Below are 21945 nucleotides of genomic sequence, written 5' to 3' on the forward strand. Positions count from 1 at the left end.
GAACGCTACCGGCTGTCGCCCGCCCCCTCCGTGATCATGGACGTCCGAAGCACTTTCCCACCATGATCATGGCCGATCCGAACACCCGCCCGGGCCGAGCGGCGTGGCCCCATCAACGCCGAGGTGGCCCCATGGGGATCCGCCAAGGGGCCACCTCGACCACGAAGGGGCCAGGCGCGCGGCGAAGGGGCCACCCCGGCGCCGCGGGGCACCTCAGGCGGCCGCGGGTGGCGTCGATCCGCCGTGCGCCCGCGTCCCGATCGCCCGTTCCGACCCATCACCGCAGCTGCCGCCCCATGACGGCGCCCGATGGGGCAGGAGCTGCGGTGATGGGGCGTGAACTGCGCCAACAGGGTCGAGGGCTGCTCAGGGACGAGACGGCACCGCGCTGCGGGGGCGCTGCACGAGGACCAGCACCGACAGCAGCCACGCCGCGGCCGACCCGGCGGTGAAGCTCCAGGCGAGCGTCCAGGACAGGTCGAGGCCGGTGCCGAGCTGCAGCGCCACACCGCACACCACGGCGATGGCGAGGCCGGTGAGCCAGCAGGCGAGGACGCGCCGCTCGCGCCCGGTGGCCACCAGGGCCTGGGTGCCGATGACGAGGCCGGCGTGGACGAGGCAGCCGGCCACGAGCAGGGCCATCAGCGCTCGCGGCACCTCGAGCTCACCAGAGGTGAACAGGTCCATGGCGATGCCCGACAGCAGCCAGCCGAGGCCCGCTCCGACGACCGCGAGCACGGCGACCGCGGCGGCCAGCTGCGCCATCCGCACGCGGAGCTCGTGGAGGCGGCCCTCGGCGACCATCCGCGTCAGCGGCGGCACCAGCACCGACTGCGCCGGGACGACGGCGAACAGCGGGATGCGCGCCAGCGTGAAGGCCGCGCCGTACGCGGCGACCGCCCCGGTCCCCAGACCCTCGTGGGCCACGACGATCGGTGCCGCGTTCAGCAGCACCTGCGCCGCCAGGCTCGCGCCCAGCAGGGCCAGCACGGCCCGGGTGGTGGCCTGCGGCGTGACCGGGGCTCCGGTGCGGGCGGGAGCGCGGTCCGGACCGGGCCGCTGCAGCACCAGGAGGAGCCCGGCGTGCGCCACCAGGGCGCTGCCGACGACGCAGGCGACGAAGACGGCCCCCGGCGGGTGCACCACGAGCAGGCCGACGACGAACGCCACCCCGGCGCGGATCCCGGCGTCGGCGACGAGCGCACCCGCGTAGGCGTCCATCCGTCCGCTGCCCAGGGCGAGCCCCCGCGCCGCGTACTGCAGCGCGCTGACCAGGGCGAGCACCACCAGGGCGGTCACCACCCACAGGCGGACCGAGCCGGCCAGGCCCAGCAGCGGGGAGACCGCGATGACACCGACGACGGCGATCGCGGCCAGCACCAGCGCCGGCCGCAGCACGGCGGCGCGCGGCACCGGCCCGTGCGTCCTCACGCGCGAGACCACCTGCTCGAGGGGCAGGAAGACCCCGAAGCTCATGATCAGGGCCGCGAACCAGAAGACGGTGAAGGCGCCGCGCTCGGTGGCGGTGGTGGCGGAGACGGCCGTCCGGTAGAGGAGGAGTGTCAACAGCGCGGCGACTCCGGTGGCTCCCGCCACCCTGACGAAGCCGTTGCGCACGACCGGCCACACTACGGGGACCAGGGGCTGCCCCGCCGACCGTCGGTCCCGCCGCGCCTGGACCGGACGCACGGGAACTCCCGTTACGGTGACGTGCTGGAGCAACAGCACCTGGCGCCCGTGGCGCTGGAGACCGGCAGGAGCGTGGCACAGGCAGTGGGGGGTCCGAAGCGTCCGGAGGTACCGGCGGCCCCTGAGCGGCCCGGTGAGCAGCCCGCTGCGGTGGAGGCGGAGGGCGGACCCACCGCCTCGGCGCCGCCGACCAGGGGACGCGGTCTGCTCCTCCCCCTCCTGGGCCTGCTCGGCCTGCTGGCCCTGGTGTGCGCGGCGGCCCTGCCGTTCGCGCCGGTGCGCCACGAGCGCCCCGTCGTCTCGTGGCCGCAGGACTCCTCCGCCCCGGAGAGCACCTCGCTGGTGCTGTCGGCGCAGACGCCCGACGCGCTGCGCGTCGCGGCGAACTGCGCCGCCGTGCGCGCGGCCGGGAGCAGCGACGACGGCGTGCTGTTCTCCACGCAGCGGCCCCCGGTGGCGCAGGCGCAGCAGGAGGCCCTGTTCTGGCAGGTCCGCGACGGCCGCGCGGTGCTGTCCGTGGTCGGCGAGGTGGTGGCCGACGTCGCCGTCCCCGCCACGGGCGACTGCGAGATGGTCGCCGAGCTCCGCGACGGCTCCACCACCCTGACCGTCGACGGCGCACCCCAGGGCCAGGCGGTGGCCGGGGCCCCGCGGCTCGACTCGCTGGCCACCTCGGTCTCGGCCGCCACCGCGGACAGCGGGCAGCAGCTGCAGGCGCAGGTGGCCGTGGACGACAGGTTCGCCAGCTCGCCGACGCCGTTCAAGCTGGTGCTGGTCGGGCTGCTCGTGGGCAGCGGGCTGCTGCTGCTCGGCGGGGTGTGGCTGCTCGACCGCCGGGCCCACCCGGTGCGCGCCGGTCCCGCCGGAGCCGCGGCCGCCGCCAGGACCGGGGAGGCCCCGCTCCCCCGCTGGCGCCACGCGTTCCGGCCGGTGACGGCGCACGTCGTCGTCGTCGCGGGGCTGGCGCTGTGGACCGCGCTCGCGCCGATGACCGACGACGACGGCTACTACGCGGCGATGGCCCGCAACGTGCCGAACAGCGGCTACATCGGGCAGTACTACCAGCTGTACGACCAGTCCTTCGTGCCGCTGACCTGGCCCTGGTACGCGCTGTCGTGGTGGGAGCAGCTGTGCAGCGGCCCGGTGTTCCTCCGCATCCCGGCGTTCCTGCTCTGCGTGGCCACGTGGTTCGCGCTGCGGCGCGCGCTCGACCTGGTGCTGGCCCTCGTGCCCGCTTGGCGGCGCGGCGGCGAGCAGGCGCCGACCGGTGGCGCGAAGCACCGCGCGGTGTGGCTGCTGGCGCTGGTGTACGCCGCGGCGTCCGCCCCGTTCGTCATGGGCGTGCGCCCCGAGGGCGTGGTCGCGGCCCTGTCGGCGTGGACGCTGGTCGGGGTCCTCACCGCGCTGCGCTCCCGGCGGCTGCTGCCCCTGGCGCTCGCCGTCGTGCTGGCGGCGTTCTCGTGCGCCTCGCACCCCACGGGCCTCGTGGCCATCGCCCCGCTGGTCGCGTTCCTGCCGCGGACCTGGGCGCTGGTCGCCCCGGGCGCCGCCGCCGGCGTCAGCCGGTCCACGGGCTGGCTGCGCGCGCTCGTCGTCATCGCCCCCGGGGCCATGGCCAGCGCGGGCGGCTTCGCCGACGGCACGCTCTTCGACTACCAGGAGGGCCGGCGCGTCTTCACGGCCATCGAGGAGCCGCTGCGCTGGACCGACGAGTACGTCAGGTACAGCTTCCTGCTGAACCCGAACATCCCGATGGGCGCGTACGCGAAGCGCACCACGGTGCTCGTCGGGCTGCTCGCGGTGCTCGTCACCCTGCTGCTGACGGCCGCCGCCCGCCGCAGGGGGCCCGGCGGCGCGGGAGCCGGGGTGCTCCCCGCCGAGCTGGGCGCGCTCGGCGCCACCGGGCTGGTGGCCTACCTGGCGCTGTGGATCACGCCCAGCAAGTGGACCCACCACTTCGGCAGCCTCTCGGGGCTGCTGCCGCTGCTGGTCGTGGTGCTGGTGCTGATCGGGCCGGCGGCCGCCGCCCGGGTCTGGCCGCGCACGGCGCTGGCTCCGCGGCTCGGGCTGCTGCTCGGCGTGGTGGTCGTCGCGGCGCTGTCGTTCCGCGGTCCGAACCTCTGGCCCTACAACTGGGTGCTCGGGCTGCCGCTGCAGGGCGACAACGCCGTGGCGAAGGGCCCGCTCTCGTCACCCGCGCTGTGGGTGCTGGTGGCCGTCGTCGCGGTGGCGCTCACGGCGCTGGTGCTGCGGCGCCGTCGGTCGGCAGGGTCCGCGGACGGCGACACCGGCGCGTCTCCAGGTGGCGCTGCTGGTGGGGCTGACGGCGGGGGCGGGACCCCGGGCGCGCTCCGGCCCGACGCCCTGGTCGCCGGAGCGGGCGCGACCGCCGTCGTCGCCCTCGGGCTGACGGTCGCGCTGCTGGGCGGCACCTTCGCCGCCTCGGCGGTGCGCACCCTCGACACGTACTCCCCACCCGCGGAGTACGTCAGCGACCCCTTCAACGACCGGTGCGACGCCGCGTCGGCCGTGCAGGTCGCCGACCCGCAGCGCTCCACCGCGCTGCCCGCCGCCGCGGGGCAGGAGGGCCGCGCCCAGACCGAGGGCTTCGCGAGCCAGGGCGGCTACTGGGACGGCGACCCGGTGCCCACGGGCGTCGCGCCCGAGGCCTTCCCCCAGGTGTGGGGCAGCCTCACCGGGCCCGGGGACGACAACACCGGTGAGCTCACCACCGGCTGGTACGACCTGTCGGGCCGCGACAGCGCCGACTACGTCACGGTGACCGTGGCGGGGCGCCTCAACGAGGGCAACACCCTCGAGGTGGAGTACGGCAGGCCCGGTGCCGACGGCGCGGTCGAGGTGCTGCGCACGCGCGAGGTCGACGACCTCATCGACTCCCCCGAGTGGCGCTCGGTGATGCTGCTGCGCCCCGGCCAGGACGCCCGCGACGGCGCCACGCTGGTGCGCCTGGTGGCGCGCGACGCCTCCGGCGGCACGGGCGGCTGGCTCGCCGTCTCCGCGCCGGTGCAGCAGCCGCCGGTGCTCCTGGAGGACTGGATCCCCCGCGACGCCGTCGTGGTGACGTCGTGGCAGTTCACGTACCTGTTCAGCTGCCAGCGGCAGCCGGCGGTCGCGAACGGCATCGTCGAGCGGCCCGCGTACGCGGTGCTGTGGGGCCCGAACGCCCTCGAGGGCACCAACGACTCGATCTGGCAGTACGGGCGCGGCGGCCTCGCCGCCCCCCTGCCCGACGCGGCCACGCTGTTCCAGCCGGTCAGCGAGTTCGCGTACCCGAGCGCGCGGCGCGACGCCGGCCAGTGGGGCCAGGTGGCCGAGCTGCAGTACCCGTACGCGGCGGACGCCTACGACCTGTCGTTCGAGCCGGAGACCTCCCCCGGCTGGGTCGGGCCCGACGTCCCCGCCCTCGACTGACCCCGCCCCCTCCCGGACCGCAGCCGAGCGCTCGGCTGCGGTCCGGGAGGGGGCACCAGAACCGCAACCAGGCGCTCGGCTGCGGTCCGCGAAGGCACCGGAAGCGCAACCAGGCGCTCGGCTGCGGTCCCGGGGAGTCCTCAGAGGGAGCGCAGGTGGGCGACGGCGTCCGCGGCGCTGCCGTCGAAGACCTGGTTGCCGCGCTGCAGCACGATCCCCCGCGAGCACAGGTCGGAGACCATGTTGAGGTCGTGGCTGACGACGACGAGCGTGCGGCCCTCGTCCTTGAGCTCGCGGATGCGGTCCAGGCACTTGCGCTGGAACGGCTCGTCACCGACGGACAGGATCTCGTCGATGAGGAAGATCTCCGGGTCGGTGTGCACCGCCACGGAGAACGCGAGCCGCAGGAACATGCCCGAGGAGTAGTGCTTGACCTCGGTGTCGATGAACCGCTCGATCTCGCTGAACGCGACGATGTCGTCGAACCGGGCGCGGATGGCGGCCTCGTCCATGCCGAGGATCGCGCCGTTGAGGTAGACGTTCTCGCGGCCGGTGAGGTCGGGGTGGAAGCCAGCGCCGACCTCGATCAGCCCGGCGATGCGCCCGCGCAGGCGCACGGAGCCCGACGTCGGGTGCATGACGCCGGAGATCAGCTTCAGCAGCGTCGACTTGCCGGAGCCGTTGTGGCCCAGCAGCGCCACGGTCTCGCCGGAGTCGACGTTCAGCGAGACGCCGTCGAGGGCCATGAAGGTGTTGCCGAGGTCCTTGCCGCGCACCGCGGCCATCGCCAGCTCCTTGAGGGAGCGGTTGTGGCGCAGCACGAACTGCATGCGGACGTCGTCGACGACGATGCGCGAGGACGGTCCCGCGCTGGCGGGGGCGCTGGCGGGCAGGACGCTCAACGGGGGCTCCGGGCGGCTCGAGGCATCACGGGTCGGCTCACAGCTGGCCTCACAGGTCGATGGCGAAGCGGCCCTCGACCCGCCGGAAGACCAGCTGGCCGACGACGAGGACGACGGCGGCGATGACGACGGCGACCAGGGAGTTCACCAGCAGGTCCGGCGGCAGGCTGTCGGCCGGGGTGTCCCGGGTGCCGGGCCACCAGAACGCGTAGTGGTAGAGCTCGACGGCCACCGTGATCGGGTTCAGCTGGTACAGCACGGCCACCCACTCGGGCACCACCCTGGTGACCTGGTCCCAGCGGTACAGCACCGGGGAGAGCCACACCACGACCATGTTGATCAGGTCGACGAAGTTCTCCATGTCGCGGAACACCACGTTCAGCGAGCCGAAGAGCAGCCCGAGGCCCGTGGCCAGCGCCGCGATGATCAGCGTCGCGAGGACGGCCCCGAGCACGGGCAGCACCTCCAGGCGCCACCCCGACAGCAGGGCCCCGACCAGCAGCACCACCAGCTGGGGCACGAAGTGCACCCCGGCCACCCACACGCTGGCCACGGGGAACAGCTCGCGCGGGAGGAAGATCTTCTTCACCAGCGGCGCGTTCCACACCACCGCGCGGGTGGCGTTGCCGAAGGCCTCGGTGAAGACGTTGACGACGACGAGCCCGGAGAACAGGTACACCGGGAAGTCCTCGATGTTCCGCGACTGCTGCAGGAAGATCCCCAGCGCGAGGAAGTACACGACGTACTGGACGCCGGGCTTGACGTAGCTCCACGCGAGCCCGAGCACGGAGCCGCGGTAGCGGACCCGCAGCTCCTTGCGGACGAGCAGCTTGAGCAGGTACCGCCGGCGGACGACGTCGAGGAGCCCCGAGCCGCGCCCCGGCTCGGTCCAGGGCTGCGCCGTCAGGTCGTGGTGGACGCTCACTTCGCCGGGGTGGAGGGGGGCGTGCCGTGGAAGGTGCGCTCCCAGACCTGCGGCGAGGTCAGCTCGGGCATCGCGGCGCGGTAGGTCGCCGCCAGCTCGGGCCACTCGCGGGCGAGCCGCTCGTGCAGGGCCGTGCTGCGGCGGACCAGCTCGACGAAGCGCTTGCGGTCGCGGCGGTACCAGGCGGTGCCGGTGCCGTCAGCGGCGGAGACGAGCGCGGAGTCGTACTGGCTGAGCATCCACCAGCGGGCGTCCTGGTGGGCGATGGCGGCCTGCGGGTTGGTCTCCGCGAGGTCGTCGACCGGGCGGACCTGCTTGACGATGCCGACGGCGGCCGTCTTCAGCACGGCGAGGCGACCCTTGGGCACCTCGGCCTCGCGGCCCTTGCGCGGCGGCTTCTTGCGCTTGCGCGCGGGGAAGTCGCCGGCGTCGCCCTTGTAGACGGCGTCGGAGTACCCGGCGCGCAGCGCGCGGATCTCGGGCAGCTTGGTGGCGAGGTCGCCGTGCATGCCCTGCGGGCCGGCGAAGACGTCCTCGAGCGCCATGAGGCGGAGCTCGGCGGCGGAGTACTGCATCGACAGCAGGTGCTTCAGCTGGGTGGTGAGCAGCTCGCGCACCACGTTGCCGCCCCGCGGGTACGGGGAGTGCACCAGCGCGGCCACCACGCGGTTGCGGGCGTGGTGGTAGGCCTGCCAGTCGATGCCGTCGTCCTTGTCGGTCCACGGGACGTGCCAAACGGCCATGCCCGGGAACGAGGCGGTGGGGATGCCCGCGGCCTGGGCCCGGAGGCCGTACTCGGCGTCGTCCCACTTGATGAACAGCGGCAGGCTCAGGCCCAGCTGCTCGATCACCGCGGTGGGGATGAGGCACATCCACCAGCCGTTGTAGTCGACGTCGAAGCGGCGGTGCAGCCACGGCGTGGAGCGCAGGTTCTGCATGCCGAGGTCGTGGTTGTGCTCGGAGGCGCCCGAGGGGCCCCACCAGAACTTCCAGCGCTGCACGCCCTCGGCCCACGCGTTGAGCAGCGTGCGCTGGTACATCGAGAACATGTGCCCGCCCACGATGGTGGGGGTGCGGGCGAGGTCGGCGAAGGCGGCGCCGCGGGCGATGCCCTCGGGCTCGACCATGACGTCGTCGTCGAGGAGCAGCACGTAGTCGTAGCCGCCCTGCAGACCCTCGTACATGCCGCGGGCGAACCCGCCGGAGCCGCCGAGGTTGGCCTGGCGGATCACGCGGAGCTTGTCGCCGAGGAGCCGCTCGGCCTCGGGGAACGCCTCGACGTCGTCGGAGACGAGCTGGGTGCCCTGGTCGGTGCAGACGACCTCGGCGACGACCCCGTCGAGGCCGCCGCCGGGCTGCACGGCCTGGCCGAGGGTGCGCAGGAGCCGCGAGCAGTAGTCGGGGCGGTTGAGCGTGGTGATGGTGACGACGACGCTGCCGCGCTTGGCGGCCTGCTCGGCGGTGACCGGGGCGGTGGGCGACGTCGTCCAGGCGGCGTGCTCGAGCACCAGGTCGTCGGAGCCGGCGTGCAGGTCGAACCAGTACCAGCCGCCGTCGGTGAACGGCTTCAGGGGCAGGTCGAAGTGGTTGACCGCGATGTCGCCGGGGGCCGTGTCGACCACCTCGGCGGCCACGCGCTGGACGTTGCCCTTCGCGTTGGAGCGGTAGACGACGACGGTGCCCGCGCCGGTGGTGCTCACCGTCAGCCGGACGGCGCTGAGCACGCTGTACTGCCGCCAGTAGCTGGCGGGGAAGGCGTTGAAGTACGTCGCGAACGACGCGCGGTCGCCCACCGGCACGCTGAAGCGCGTGCGGCCGAGCACCTGGTCGGTGGACGGCGCGGTGCCGGGCGCGGCGACCGTGGCCGGCACGGCCGTGACGCCCGGTGCGGCGCTGCTCGCCGGGGCGGCCATGAGCTGGCCGTCGACGTAGAGGGGCAGCACGTCCTGGTCGCCGTCGACGGGCAGGACGACGCGCTGCAGGACGCGCTCGGCCGAGCCGGCGCCGGACGCCGGGGCGGGGGGCGTCGTGCTGGTGGTGGTGGTGCTCATGCGTCCACCCCGCCCGAGGCGAACGCCTCGCCCTTCGTGAAGTGGGGCACGAGCTTGTTGTCGAAGGTGCTCAGCGCCGCACCGATCGCCATGTGCATGTCGAGGTACTTGTAGGTGCCCAGGCGGCCGCCGAAGATCGTGCCGCTCTCGCCCTTGGCGAGGTCGCGGTAGGCGAGCAGGCGGGCCCGGTCGTCCGCGGTGTTCACCGGGTAGTAGGGCTCGTCGCCCTTCTCGGCGAAGCGCGAGAACTCCCGCATGATCACGGTCTTGTCCTGGGAGTGCTGCGCCTCGCGCTCCGGGTGGAAGTGCCGGAACTCGTGGATGCGCGTGTAGGGGACCTCGTCGCCGGCGTAGTTCATGACCGGGCAGCCCTGGAAGTCGCGCGTGGGCAGGACCTCCTGCTCGAAGTCGAGCGTGCGCCAGCTGAGCGCGCCCTCGACGTTGTCGAAGTACTCGTCGACCGGGCCGGTGTAGATGACCGGCACCTGGCCCACGACGTCGCGCTTGTTCAGCGGCTGCGACAGGTCGAGGAAGTCGGTGTCGAGCTGCACCGTGATCTTCGGGTGGTCGGCCAGGTTCTCCAGCCACGCGGTGTAGCCCTTGGTGGGCAGGCCCTCGTGGGTGTCGTTGAAGTAGCGGTTGTCGTACGTGTAGCGCACCGGGAGGCGGGAGATGACCTCGGCGGGCAGGTCGCGCGGGTCGGTCTGCCACTGCTTGGCGGTGTAGTCCTTGATGAACGCCTCGTAGAGCGGGCGGCCGATCAGGGAGATCGCCTTCTCCTCGAGGTTCGACGCGCTCGCCGTGTCGATCTCCCCGGCCAGCTCCGCGACCAGGGCGCGGGCGGCGTCGGGGCCGTGCGCGGCGCGGAAGAACTGGTTGATGGTGCCGAGGTTGATCGGCAGCGGGTACACCTCGCCCTTGAAGGTCGAGTAGACCTTGTGGACGTAGCTCGTGAAGCTGGTGAACCGGTTGACGTGCTCCCACACCCGCTCGTTGCTGGTGTGGAACAGGTGCGCGCCGTAGCGGTGCACCTCGACGCCGGTCTCCGGCTCGAACTCGCTGTAGGCGTTGCCGCCGATGTGCGATCGGCGGTCGATGACCAGCACGTTCAGGTCCAGCTCCTCGGCGCACCGCTGGGCAACGGTGAGGCCGTAGAAGCCGGAGCCGACGACGACGAGATCTGCGTTCACGACACTCCTGCCTAGGCGGACCGGCTCACCCTAACGGCGGAGCCTGCGGCGCTCGTCGCTTTCGCCGGGCTCGTCCACCCCGGGGCCCCGCACCCGCCGTCGTCGTCCTGCCGCCGCCGGGTGCCCCGGCGCTCTCGACGGGGTGCTCCTGAGATGCGCCCCTTGGGAGTGACGAGTCCGTCACTCCCAAGGGGCGCATCTGCGGAGCGCTCCGCAGACGGCCCGCACGGACCGAGGGGTCAGGCGCTGGGACGGCGGGTGAAGACGGCGCGGTAGGCCAGGCGGCGCAGGCCCTCGGGCACCGCGCGGTACCCGCCGCGGACGGCGGTGTTGCGGACGAACTGCGCCGGCGTCGTGAAGCCCTCGGCCAGGAGGTGGCGCTGCAGCAGGAGCTCGCTGCGCAGCAGCCGCAGGCCCCCGCGGCGGGCGTAGGCCCCCGCCCCCACGCGGTACCGCACCAGCGGCTCGGCGACGTTGGCCGCCTTCGAGCCGGTGGCGATCATGCGGGTGAAGAGCCAGTAGTCCTCGAGCAGCGGCAGGTCTCGGTAGCCGCCGGCGCGGGCCACGGCGGAGCGCCGGTACACCACCGTGGGGTGGTTGAAGGGGCTGTGGAAGCGGGCGCGGACGGCGATCGCGTCGTGCCCCGCGGGTGGGGTGCGCACCGCGAGGGTGGTCTCGCCGCCGTCGTCGCTCCCGGAGAACTCCTCCAGGGCCGAGCCGACGACGTCGCAGGTGTCGACCTCGCCGTCGAGGAGCGGCAGCTGGACGGCGAAGCGGTGCGGGAGGGAGACGTCGTCGGCGTCCATGCGGGCGACCAGCTCGTGGGAGCAGCGGGCCAGCCCCGCCTCCAGCGCGCTCGCCAGGCCGCGGTTCTGCGGCAGGTCCAGGCGCACGACCGGGACGGCGGACCCCGCCGCCAGCTCGTCGAGCACGGCGGCGAGCTCCGGCGGCACGGGACCGTCGCGGACCAGCACCACCTCGGCGGGAGGCCTGGTCTGCTGCGACGTCGCCGAGGCGAAGGCCCGGCGGAGGAAGGCGGGGCTGTCGGCGCGGTAGACCGGCAGCAGCAGGGAGAAGGGCTCGCCGGCGGTGCCGGCGCTCGGCCGGCTCACCGGCGGGTCCCGGCCTCCAGGCCGGCGGCCTGCTCGCTCACGGGCCCGAGCCCGGCGAGCACCTGCGCCGTCGTCCGCGGGGCGCGCAGCGCCTCGCGCACACCGGCGCGGGCCGCGGCCCACAGCACGTCGGGGGCCTGCGAGCGCTGGAAGGTGCGGACCCACCGGCGCAGGCTGGAGCCGCCGTAGACGACCTTCTCCCACCAGGCGAGGCCGCCGGAGCGGGTGAACATCCAGAGCTTGTTGCGCACCTCCCAGCGGAAGCGCGGGCCCGGGTCGGCGTCGGTGGCGCCGAACACCTTCGTGCGGTGCTCCACCACCGAGGTCGGCACGTACAGCCCGACGCCGTGGCGCAGCAGGCGGGTGGAGTACTCGAAGTCGTCGTTCCAGAGGAAGTAGTCGGCCACCGGCAGCCCGTGGCGGCGCACCGCGGAGGCGTCGACGAGCATCGACACGAACGACGCCGACCGGACCGGCACCGCGCCCGCGCGAGCGGCGAGGGCCTGGTCGGTGCGGCGGGCCAGGGGCCGGCGCCGGGGGGTGTTCATCGGGTGGTCGCGGCCGTCGGTCCACAGGACCCGGCTCGCCATCACCGCGGGACGCGCGCCGCCCAGCCACTGGTAGCGCTCGTCGACGGCGAGCAGCTCGGCCAGGGCGCCGGGACCCGGCACGGTGTCGTCGTCCATGAGCCAGGCGCGGTCAGCGGCGTGGCCGGCCACCGCGCGGGCGAGCCCCGCGGCGAAGCCGCCGGCGCCGCCGGTGTTGCGGACGAGGCGGATGACGTCGAGCGGGAGGTCGAGCTCGTGGCCGAGCGCCACCGCGGCGTCGGCGGAGCCGTCGGTGGAGGCGTTGTCGACCACCACGACGAGGTCGACCGGGCGCTTCTGCGCAGCCAGCGCCCTCAGGGACTCCAGGAGCAGCTCGCGCCGCTCGTGGGCCACCACGACGGCGACGACGCGGAGCTGTGCGACCACTCCCCCACCGTAGACGGCGCTGCCGCGCGGGGTCAGCCGGAGGTGATCAGGAGCGCCCCGGGACCGCGTCAGCGGCCGGCGAGGGCCAGCGCCACCAGCAGCGGGACGACGCGCTCGGCCGGCACGCCGTAGCGGCCGCGGGCCGCGGTGCGCAGCCAGCCGGCGGCCACCAGCTGGCGCAGGTGGTGGTAGACCTGCCCGCTCGTGCCGAGGGCCTCGTCGGCGGTGAGCTCGGCGGCGCTGGCGGTGCCGCCGGCGCTGCGCAGCACCCGCACCAGCAGGAGCAGGCGCACCGGGCTGCCGAGGGCGGCGAGCGCGGTGGCCGGGGCGTCGAGCGCCTCCAGGGAGGCGTCGTCGAGGAGGTCGTCGACGGCGCGGCCCTCCTGCCACTCCGCGGTGCCACCCGGCAGGGACGCCGTGCCGGTGAGCAGCACCGCTCCCCCGCCGAGCCCGTGCTCGGCGACCTGGCGCTGCAGCTCCTCCAGCGCCCAGAAGGTCCCGGCGGGGGCGGTCGGCACCGCGGGCGCGGGCGCGGGGCGCACGCCGGGAAGCTCACCGGGAAGCTCACTGGGGAGCGCGCCGCCGAGCGCCGCCTCCAGGAGGCTCACCCGGCGCTCGAGGTCGGCCCAGCGGGCGTCGTCGTCGGTCACACGACCACGAACGCGATCACGGCCACCAGCAGTCCCGCCTCGGCCACGAGGTCAGCCAGTCCCCGCCCGCGCCCGCCGGCCGCCTGCTGCGGCAGGTGGCGCCAGGCGGTCGCCGCCGTGAGGGCGCCCCAGGCCCACGCCGCGACGACCACCCCCCACAGCGGCCAGGTGGCCGGCCCCCACGGACCGAGCGCGAGTGCGAGGAGCACGAAGGTCAGCGACCCCAGGACGCGGGCGAGCAGGCGGACGCGGCCGACGGGGACGGCACCGCCCGCGGCTGCGGCCCGCGCGGCGCGGTGGGCGGTCAGCCCCAGCTGCGCGACGGCCCAGACCGCCAGCAGCACGACCAGCCACGGCAGCAGCGACACCAGCTGAGCGGTCACGGCCGGCGTCCCGCCGCCTCGGCGAGGAGCGCCTCGCCGGCCGCCTCGACGCCGTCGGAGCCGGTGGCGAGCAGGACGACGGCGCGCCCGCCCTCCCGGTCGAGCCCGACGTAGGTGCGCGTGCCTCCCGTGCCGCCGTTGTGCCAGGTGACCGGCGGGAGCCCGCGCTCGGCGTCCGCGGGATCGGTGAACCACGCGAGGCCCACCTGCTGGCCGTCGTCGTCGTAGGGGACGAGGGGGTCGAGCGCCCACGCCCCCGGGGCCGACCCGTCCAGCAGGGCCGCGGCGAGGGTGCCGAGGTCAGCGGCGGTCGAGTGCGGGCCGATGCCCGCGGGCGCGTGGCCCGGGGCGGTCCACGGGTCCTGAGCGCGGCCGTTTCCGGCGACGGGGCGGGCGGCGCCCGCGGGGACCTCGGACGCGTCGTCGGCGACCGTGGTGCGCGTCATGCCCAGCGGCCCGGTGAGGCGCTCGGCGAGCAGCTGCTCGTAGGTGGTGCCGGCCCGCACGGCGAGGGCGTCGCCCAGCGCGGCGGAGCCGAGGTTGGAGTACTCCGGCTCGGCGCCGCCGGGTGCGCCGGCGTTCCCGGCGGCCTGGAGCACGTCGTCGGCGTCGCCGCTGTACGGGGTGCTGGCGGTCAGGCCCGCGAGGGCCGCGCGTCCGGTCGCCAGGGGCGAGGGGTCGAGGCGGGGCAGGCCCGAGCGGTGGGTCGCGACCTCTGCCAGCGTCGCGGTGCCGCTGGCGGCGAGGGCGGTACCGGGCACCAGCGCACCGATCGGCTCGTCGAGGCGGACCTCGCCGCGGTCGACGGCGTCGGCGAGCAGCACCCCGGTCAGCCCCTTGGCCACGGAGCCGGTCTCGAAGGGGGTGTCGCCGTCGACGGGCCCACCGCCGCGCCCGGTGGTGCCGAGCCCCGCGGTGGTGACGGTGCCGCCCTCCACCCATGCGACGGCGACGCCGCGGTGCCCCTGCGCGCCGCCGAGCGCCTCCAGGGTGCGGGCCGCCAGGGCCGCGTCACCGGTGCGCTCGGGCCCCAACCGGGGTGGGTGCGGTCCGACCGCGACGGCGGCGAGGACGCCGGTCGCGACAGCGCCGGCGAGCACCAGGAGGGTCTTCCGTGACGGCCTCATGCAGCACCACCGTAGACGGACCTACGGAATCACGCGATACCGTAGGTCCGAAGCCGTCAGCGCCCGGCTGCCGCGAGCACGGCCTGTGGGACGGCGTTCGGGCCGCCCACCGCGACCAGGGACCGCGCCGCCGTCCCCGGCAGCAGCGACGCCGTCGCCGGGCTGAGCGCCTCTGGTGCGGTGACGAAGAGCGGGCGGCGCTGCAGCCCGGCGAGCGGGCCCGCGGCGAGGGCGTCGGGGAAGCGCACGCCGTTGGCCAGGTACCCGGAGCCGGCGGTGTCGAAGGGCAGGCCGAAGCCGCCGACGTCGCCGTCCTCCGCGGAGCTGCCCAGCTCGGGGGCGCAGGCGAGCGAGAGCAGCACCGCGGCGGTGTCGAACCTGTCGGAGCCGCGCACGGGCAGCACCGCCATCCCGGCCGCCGCCAGCGCGTCGAGCACGCGCGACGAGATCGCTGCGGAGCCGCCGAGGGTCACCACCTGCTCGACCCCGAGCTCCGCGAGGGTGCTGGCCGTCACCCCGGGCAGCGCGTCGCGGGCGGTCAGGAGCAGCGGCACCCTCGCGGCGAAGGCCAGCGGCCCGGCGGACAGGGCGTCGGCGGGGTTGGTGCCGCTGGCGACGACGGCGGTGCGCTGGGCCCCGCCCGGCAGCAGCGCGTAGCTCTTGGCGCTGGGGGCGGCCAGCTTCGCGGCGGCGGCTGCGGTGGCGTACCGGTCGTCGCCGGCGACCCGCACCACGCGGGCGCCGAGCGCCTCGACGGCGCGCTGCACGTCGGTGGTGATGACGGCGGTGCCGCCCATCACGTGCACGACGCGACCCGAGGACGGCAGCAGGCCGAGCAGGTCGCGCAGGACGGCCTGGGTGACGGGCGGCAGCGACGAGCGCTGGGTCAGCACCACCGGCGCCGAGAGGTGCCCGGCGAGCGACGAGGCGGCCAGGGCGTCGATGCCGCCGGAGGCGTCCTCACCGCTGGCCAGCAGCACGCCCCCGGGGGCGCTGCCGGACGCCGTCAGCCCGCTGGCCAGCTCGCGGGCGATCAGCGCCGCCGTGGCGTAGCGGTCCTCGCCGCCGACCCTGTCCGAGCCCGCCACGCGAGCCACCCCCTCGAGAAGAAGCTCCCCACACGTGCGGAATGTCCTGCGATCGTGGCACGCCGCCACCTAGCGTGACCCGGGAACACACGACCCCGACCGCCCCCTCGGCGGCGGTCCACCGTGCCCGACGACCGCCCGGAGGTGACCCCGCTGTGGCGCTGAGCCCCCAGCTGGCGGCCCTGCACGCGCGCATCCGGCGCCACGTCCCGGGCGCGGGACTGCCGACCCCCCTCGACGCGGCGGCGGTGCGCCACCTGGTGCGCCGGGCCACCTGGGGGGCGACCCCGGGGATGCACGAGGAGGTCGCGCGCGACCCCCGGGCCTGGTTCGACGCGCAGCTGGAGCCCTCCACCGTGGAGGACGGCGCCTGCGACGGCTACGTGGCGCGCTTCACCAAGCTGCGGCGCACCACCGCCCAGGTCAGGGCTGCCGACAGCGTCGGCAGCTACGACACGATGCACGAGCTGGGCATGGCCACTCTCGCCCGCTACACGTGGAGCCGGCGCCAGCTGTTCGAGGTCCTGTGCGACTTCTGGTCCAACCACCTCAACGTGACGAACCCCAGCACCGACGTGTGGGACAACCGCCACGACTACGACGCCTCCGTCATCCGCCGTCACGCCACGGGCTCGTTCGAGGAGATGCTCGTCGCCTCCGCGAAGCACCCCGCGATGCTGCGGTACCTCGACAACGCCTCCTCCACGAAGCAGGCGCCGAACGAGAACTACGCACGCGAGGTGATGGAGCTCCACACCGTCGGGGTGGGGGCCGGGTACGGCGAGGCCGGGGTGCGGTCCGTCGCCCGCGTGCTCACCGGCCTGACCGTCGACGACGCGACCGGCGCCTACCGCTTCGACGCCGCCCGCCACGACACCTCCGCAGCGAGCGTGCTGGGCTGGTCGACGCCCGCGCACGCCGCGGGCGAGGGCGAGGCGGTGGCGGTGCAGCTGCTCCGCCACCTCGCCCGGCACAGCGCCACGGCGGCGAACGTCGCACGCAAGCTCGTCGTCCGCTTCGTCTCCGACGACCCGCCCACCGCGCTCGTCGCCCACCTCGCCGCCGTCTACTCCGCCAACGACACCCAGGTGGTGCCGGTGCTGCGGGCCCTGTTCGCCAGCGACGAGTTCTGGGCCTCGGCCGGTGCCAAGACCCGCCGGCCGCTGGAGGGCTTCCTCGCCGCCGTCCGCGCCGTCGGCGCGACACCGGGCCCCACGGGCTGGGGCGGCATCGACGACCTGTACTGGCAGACACGGGAGATCGGTCACTGGCCGCTGGCGTGGGCGCCGCCCAACGGCTTCCCCGACGTGGCCGCAGCGTGGCGCTCGGCGGGCTCCACCATGGAGCGCTGGAACTCGACCACCACCATGACCCACGGCTGGTGGCCCACGAAGCTGGTCCGCCCGGCCGTCACGGCCGCCCTGCCGAACCCGCTGCCGTCGACCTACGGCGGCGTCGTCGACGCCCTGGTGCAGCACTACCTCGGCCGCGGCCCCACCCCGAACGAGCGCGCCGCGCTGCTCGTCTTCACCGACCACGCCGCCGGCGACCGCGTCGCGGCGGGTGACGAGTGGGTGACCGGGCGGCTCGGCTTCGTGGTCAGCACGATCCTCAACTCCCCCGGCCACATGGAGCGATGAGCCAGCGATGAGCAGCGCCCGGAGCAGCACCCCCACCGGCACGAGCTCGACGGTGGTCGCGGGCTGCGGCTGTCCAGACGCGGGCTCCGGGCTGGGCGGGCTCTCGCGCCGGTCCCTGCTCAAGGCCCTCGGGGCCGGAGCGATGACGCTGGTCGCCACCGAGGCCGTGCACACGCAGGTCGCGTTCGCCGCTCCCGGCTACACCGGGGACGTGCTCGTCGTCCTCAGCCTGCGGGGCGGCATGGACGGGCTGTCCGCCGTCGTTCCCGCGGGCGACCCCGACTACTACCGGCTGCGCCCCAGCATCGCGGTGCCGCAGTCGTCGCTGCTCGGCCTCGACGGCACCTTCGGCCTGCACCCCGCGATGGCCCCGCTGCTGCCGCTGTGGAAGGCCGGCCGGCTGGGCGCCGTCCACGGGGTGGGCATGCCGGGCGCGAGCCGCAGCCACTTCGCCGCCATGGAGGACATGGAGCGCGCCGCCCCCGGCACCTCCCTGCGCACCGGCTGGCTCGACAGGACCCTCGGCACCCGAGCCGCCGCCGGCACGTTCCAGGCGGTGTCCATGACGGGCGCGCAGACGCCGTCGTCGCTCGCCGGGCCGTCGCCCGAGCTGACGATGAGGCGCTTGGAGGGCTTCGGCCTCGCCGGGCCGTGGGACGACGCCGAGCGCACCCGCTGGACGAAGGCCTTCACCGCACTGCACGCCGAGGGGCCGCCGACGGTGGCCGAGGCGGGGCGCACCGCACTCGCCGCGGCCGCGACGGTCGCCGGCCTCGGGTCGGTGGCCGCCGGCAGCGGCTACCCCGAGGGTGACCTGGGTGCCTCCCTGCGCGACCTCGCCCGCATGATCAGGGCGGGTCTGGGCGTGCAGGTCGCGGCTGTCGACTACGGCGACTGGGACATGCACGCCGGCCTCGGGAGCGCCGGCGGCGGCTGGATGAAGAGCAAGCTCACCGAGCTCGCCACCGCCCTCGCCGCCTTCGACGCCGACCTCGGCCCGCGCATGAGCGGCGTCACCGTACTGACCCTGAGCGAGTTCGGGCGCCGCGCCGGGGAGAACGGCTCCGGCGGGCTCGACCACGGCCACGGCAACCTGGTGCTCGCCCTGGGGGGCGGGGTGGTCGGGGGCCGGGTGCACGGCACCTACCCCGGCCTCTCCGCGGCTGCGCTGGACGACGGGGCCGTCGCGGCCGCCACCGACTACCGCGACGTCATCGGCGAGGTGCTGCAGAAGCGCTGCGGCGCCGGCTCGCTGGCCGAGGTGTTCCCGGGCTTCAGCTCCACGGGCGCGCTGGGGGTGTTCCGCTCCCGCTGACCCCCACCGCCCGGCCCTCCCCCGCCGCAGGAGGGGAGGGTCAGGCGCCGCAGGCCGTGATCTCGTACAGGCGGGCGCGACCCTCGCTGTCGACCAGCCGGAACCCCTCCGCCGTCGCCAGGCCCTCCAGCCCGGGGTACCTCCGGTCGCGACCGGCCTTCTCGTCGTCGCCGCCCCACAGGTACCCGGTGCCGAAGTCGAGCACGTACCCCAGGTGGAGCTCCCGCACGGCCGGGCACACCGTCGGGTCGGTCGCCGCGGCGCTCAGCCGCTCGGCGACGACGGCGCGGTCCGGGGCGGCCTCGAACTTCGAGACCATGTGGGGGAACGGCGTCGGGTGCCCGGTCAGCGCGTACACGAAGCCGGAGCCGTTCCACGGGTTGCCCGCCACCTCCACGCCCGCCGGCACCTCGGCGTCGAGCCTGTCGAGCAGGGCGCGCTCGTCGCTGTCGAGCACGTCGGACAGCTCGTGGCCCTGGGCGTCGAGGGTCCCCGGGGCCGCGGCCACCGAGTTCTCCCACAGCGCGCGGTAGGTGGCGGCGTACCCCGGCCCGCGGGCACCGGCCAGCACGACGACGACGGCGATGGCCGCACCCCCGGCGGAGGCGGTGACCCAGCGGCGGGTCGAGGCGGCCCGCACCTCGGTGGGCGCGCGGCGGCGGCCGCGCTCCCCGCGCTGCCCGCGCCGCCCCTGCTGGTCGGGCTGGGCGCGCGGCGCGGGCACCCCGGCCCGCAGCGCCGACCGCCGGCCGGTGACCGGTCCCGTCGCCGGGGCGGTGGCGTGCGCCGCCAGCACCGGCTGCGCGGGCCGGGCGGGCTGCCCGGCGAGCGACCGGTGCAGCTGCCGCCAGGCGCGGCGCACCGCTGGCGGGACCAGGGCGACGGCGGCGCTGGCCAGCACGAGCCCGGTGATGACGGTCAGCGGCGCGATGCGGTAGGCGTCGTTGAACCAGAAGCCGGTGTAGACGCGGCTCCACGGCGCACCGACCCCCCAGGCGAGGACGAAGAGGGTCGACACCAGCAGGTGCGAGCCCGCCACCCACCGCAACCGGCGGCGGCCGAGCACCACCAGCAGACCGGCGAGCACCAGCGCTGCCGTCACCCACAGCGCCGGGCGGACCAGCTCGGTGCGGCTGAGGTGCTCGAAGAGCACCGCCTGCTTCACCGCCGCGGCCGGGCTGACCATCGGCGCCCACGGCGTCGAGGCGGCGCTGAGCACCGAGGGCATCGTCGTGGCGTACCGCCAGGCGGTGACGGCCAGAAGGGCTGCCACCACCGGCAGCACCACGGCCGGCAGCCGGACGCCCGAGCGCCACCACCCGCGCACCGTCGCCACCAGGAGCGAGACCCCCAGCGGCAGCGCCACCGCGGCCAGCGCGAACCCGCCGCTGGGCTGGGCCAGCGCCAGGCCGGGCAGAGCACCCGCGGCCACGAGCACCGCCCCTGCGCGGCGGCGCAGCCCGCGGACGCGGTCGGCGGCCGCCACGAGCAGCGCCAGCACGCCGGGCAGCAGGCTCGTGGTGAGCAGGGTCGGGTACAGCACCCCCCACTCCAGCGGCGAGACCGGCAGCGACGTGAACGCCGCCGTCAGCGCCCCCGCGGCGGCGACCGCCACCGGCCGGCGGCCCACGACCACGCGGACCAGCCCGACGGCGCCCAGCGGCCAGACCACCAGCGCCACGACCGCGGCGGTGGCGTTGCTGGCCACGTCGACGCCCGCTCCCGTGGCCCCGGCGGCCAGCGACACGACGTCGTGCCAGCCCGCCGGGTAGAACGACGTGTCCGCGCCGGGCGAGGTGAGGCGCCCCAGGTGCAGCGAGGAGCCGTCACCGGTGTCGAGCACCCAGCGGACGGCGTTGAGGTGGAAGACCGCGTCGAAGCTCTGCGACACGGCCGTCGGGGCCCACAGGGCGGCGAGCAGCCGGTGGCCGGCGAGCACGCCGCCGGCCATGAGGCCGCCCGCGGCCGCCAGGCCCACGGCCAGGTCGCGGGGTCCCAGCCCGAGCGCACCCAGCAGGCCCACCGGCCCCGGGGCCCGGCGGCCGGACGAGCGGGCCCGGCGCGCCCCGGCGAGCGAGCCCGAGAGCACCCCGACCGGCAGGGCGCCGACGACGGCGAGCGCGGTGCCCACGGCCACGGGCAGCAGCCCCCAGCGCTGGCCGGCCACCGCGGCGGCCACGGCGGACAGCGCCACCACGCCGACCGAGAGCGCCGGCGCCGCGGCCGCCCACAGCAGGCCCTTGAGACCGGCCGCCCGGCCCACGAGGAGCCCCGGCACCAGCAGCACCGCGGCGGCGACGGCGGCCGGAGCCGCAGCGCTCCCCCACCCCGTCACCTCTCGAGAGTAGGGACGCGCCCACCCCCGCGGGCCCGAACGCGCGCAGCGGTCAGCCGCAGGCCAGCGCGACCTGCCGCGCCAGCCACGGCTGCACGCCGCTGACGGGGTCGGAGCCGCCGCTGGAGCGACCCAGCGTGGTGGTCCCGCCCTGGGCGTCGCGGGCCTGCAGGTCGAGCCAGCTGAGGGAGCCGTCGCCCACGACGTCGCAGTCGGGGTCGACCCGCAGGTCGGTCACCGCGGTCTCGCCCGGGCCGAGCGAGCGGGGCAGGGGCGGGTCGGCGGTGGCCCCGAGCCCGTCGGAGCCGTCCAGCACCAGCTGCACGGCAGATCCCAGCGCCGGGACGGTGGTGGTGACCCGCAGCGCGCCGTCGTCCTTCCACAGCCACCCCGTCTGCGGCTCCAGCAGCGCGGTGCCGCCGCACTCACCGGCGATCTGCTCCTCGAGCGCGCGGGCGATCCCGGCGAGCACGGGCAGGCGCACGTCGACGGCGCCCGCGGCCCCGGTGCCACCGGTGCCGTCGCCGCCGGGGCGGACCGACGCGAGGACGGCCGTGGGGCCCGCCGCCGCGGTGTCCGGGGCCAGCCCGACGGCGGAGCAGTCGACGGCGACCTCCAGGGGCGCGGCCACCACCTCGCCCGCGGCCACCTGCACCTCGTCGGGCGGCGTGGTGGTGCCCTGGTGGGGCGTGGTGAGCCCCTGCAGACGCACGGCCACCGCCTGCTCGCCGTGGTTCACGAGGACCAGCCGCAGCTCGGCCCGCAGCTGGCCGGACCGCAGCCCCTGCCCGGCGACGAACGCCTGGCCCACGGTCAGCGCCTGCTCGACGGCGGTCCGCTCGTCGCGGGCCTCGCGGTGGGCGCTGCCCGCGAGCGCCCCCGCCCCGCCGGCCAGGAGGGCGACGACGACGACGGCGGCCGGCCCCCGCGCCCAGGCCGGGACCCGCTCGGGCCAGGCCCCCAGCACCCGGGCTGCGCCGCGCCCGCGCGCAGTGGCGGTCTCGCGCGGGCCCGCAGCGGCGGCGTCGGTGGTGTCGTCGGCGTCGTCGGCAGGGGCGTCGAGGTCGTCGAGGTCGACGGAGTCGTCGGCGTCCTCGCTGGCCATGGCCGGACTGTAGGCACCCCAGGTGAA

Annotated in this window: 16 protein-coding genes; 3 read left to right on the forward strand and 13 right to left on the reverse strand. The window is 75.7% G+C overall.

Annotated features, from left to right (window positions below):
* Positions 1–366 precede the first annotated feature (366 nt).
* The gene (locus tag F1641_RS06820) at positions 367–1617 is read right to left on the reverse strand and encodes a lipopolysaccharide biosynthesis protein (RefSeq protein WP_194903903.1); all 1251 of its coding nucleotides are present in this window, start codon (positions 1615–1617) and stop codon (positions 367–369) included.
* 222 nt (positions 1618–1839) lie between these two features.
* Here F1641_RS06820 and F1641_RS06825 point away from each other — a divergent pair, with 222 nt between their 5' ends.
* On the forward strand, positions 1840–5121 hold the full coding sequence (locus F1641_RS06825) for an arabinosyltransferase domain-containing protein (protein ID WP_194903904.1): 3282 nt from the start codon (positions 1840–1842) through the stop codon (positions 5119–5121).
* Between the two features lie 140 nt (positions 5122–5261).
* Here F1641_RS06825 and F1641_RS06830 read toward each other — a convergent pair whose 3' ends face one another.
* The 10 genes from F1641_RS06830 to F1641_RS06875 all read right to left on the reverse strand — a co-directional run bounded on the left by F1641_RS06830 (position 5262) and on the right by F1641_RS06875 (position 15532).
* The gene (locus tag F1641_RS06830; RefSeq protein ID WP_194904914.1) at positions 5262–5951 is read right to left on the reverse strand and encodes an ABC transporter ATP-binding protein; all 690 of its coding nucleotides are present in this window, start codon (positions 5949–5951) and stop codon (positions 5262–5264) included.
* A 121-nt stretch (positions 5952–6072) separates the two neighbouring features.
* Positions 6073–6948: an ABC transporter permease gene (locus tag F1641_RS06835; protein ID WP_309225439.1), complete on the reverse strand. Its 876-nt coding sequence runs from the start codon at positions 6946–6948 to the stop codon at positions 6073–6075.
* Positions 6945–8999 (reverse strand): glycosyltransferase, encoded by a 2055-nt coding sequence (locus F1641_RS06840; RefSeq protein WP_194903905.1) that lies wholly within the window; start codon positions 8997–8999, stop codon positions 6945–6947. The genes F1641_RS06835 and F1641_RS06840 overlap by 4 nt, the downstream gene beginning before the upstream one ends.
* Positions 8996–10189 (reverse strand): UDP-galactopyranose mutase, encoded by a 1194-nt coding sequence (gene glf, locus F1641_RS06845; RefSeq protein WP_194903908.1) that lies wholly within the window; start codon positions 10187–10189, stop codon positions 8996–8998. Before glf ends, F1641_RS06840 begins: the two co-directional genes overlap by 4 nt.
* A gap of 239 nt (positions 10190–10428) precedes the next feature.
* The gene (locus tag F1641_RS06850) at positions 10429–11301 is read right to left on the reverse strand and encodes a glycosyltransferase (RefSeq protein ID WP_194903910.1); all 873 of its coding nucleotides are present in this window, start codon (positions 11299–11301) and stop codon (positions 10429–10431) included.
* Positions 11298–12275 carry a glycosyltransferase gene (locus tag F1641_RS06855; protein ID WP_194903912.1) on the reverse strand — a complete coding sequence of 326 codons (978 nt, stop codon included), beginning with the start codon at positions 12273–12275 and terminating at the stop codon, positions 11298–11300. The genes F1641_RS06850 and F1641_RS06855 overlap by 4 nt, the downstream gene beginning before the upstream one ends.
* A gap of 68 nt (positions 12276–12343) precedes the next feature.
* A complete protein-coding gene (locus tag F1641_RS06860) occupies positions 12344–12925 on the reverse strand; it encodes an ArsR family transcriptional regulator (protein ID WP_194903913.1) in 582 nt (193 codons plus the stop codon).
* Complete coding sequence (locus F1641_RS06865) at positions 12922–13308, reverse strand: hypothetical protein (RefSeq protein ID WP_194903915.1); 387 nt, start codon at positions 13306–13308, stop codon at positions 12922–12924. Before F1641_RS06865 ends, F1641_RS06860 begins: the two co-directional genes overlap by 4 nt.
* The gene (locus F1641_RS06870) at positions 13305–14435 is read right to left on the reverse strand and encodes a serine hydrolase (RefSeq protein ID WP_194903917.1); all 1131 of its coding nucleotides are present in this window, start codon (positions 14433–14435) and stop codon (positions 13305–13307) included. The genes F1641_RS06865 and F1641_RS06870 overlap by 4 nt, the downstream gene beginning before the upstream one ends.
* Positions 14436–14491: 56 nt before the next feature.
* Positions 14492–15532, reverse strand: a complete 1041-nt coding sequence (locus tag F1641_RS06875; RefSeq protein WP_194903919.1) for a cell wall-binding repeat-containing protein — start codon at positions 15530–15532, stop codon at positions 14492–14494.
* A gap of 146 nt (positions 15533–15678) precedes the next feature.
* On the opposite strand from F1641_RS06875, the gene F1641_RS06880 reads away from it, so the two are divergent.
* Complete coding sequence (locus tag F1641_RS06880) at positions 15679–17163, forward strand: DUF1800 domain-containing protein (RefSeq protein WP_194903921.1); 1485 nt, start codon at positions 15679–15681, stop codon at positions 17161–17163.
* 7 nt (positions 17164–17170) lie between these two features.
* Positions 17171–18478, forward strand: coding sequence for a DUF1501 domain-containing protein (locus F1641_RS06885; protein WP_194903923.1), 1308 nt, complete (start codon positions 17171–17173; stop codon positions 18476–18478).
* Positions 18479–18518: 40 nt separating this feature from the next.
* Here F1641_RS06885 and F1641_RS06890 read toward each other — a convergent pair whose 3' ends face one another.
* The gene (locus tag F1641_RS06890) at positions 18519–20813 is read right to left on the reverse strand and encodes a DUF6541 family protein (protein WP_194903924.1); all 2295 of its coding nucleotides are present in this window, start codon (positions 20811–20813) and stop codon (positions 18519–18521) included.
* Between the two features lie 52 nt (positions 20814–20865).
* The gene (locus F1641_RS06895) at positions 20866–21918 is read right to left on the reverse strand and encodes a hypothetical protein (protein WP_194903926.1); all 1053 of its coding nucleotides are present in this window, start codon (positions 21916–21918) and stop codon (positions 20866–20868) included.
* Positions 21919–21945 lie beyond the last annotated feature (27 nt).

The organism is Quadrisphaera sp. INWT6, assembly GCF_015390235.1.
GTDB lineage: Bacteria > Actinomycetota > Actinomycetes > Actinomycetales > Quadrisphaeraceae > Quadrisphaera.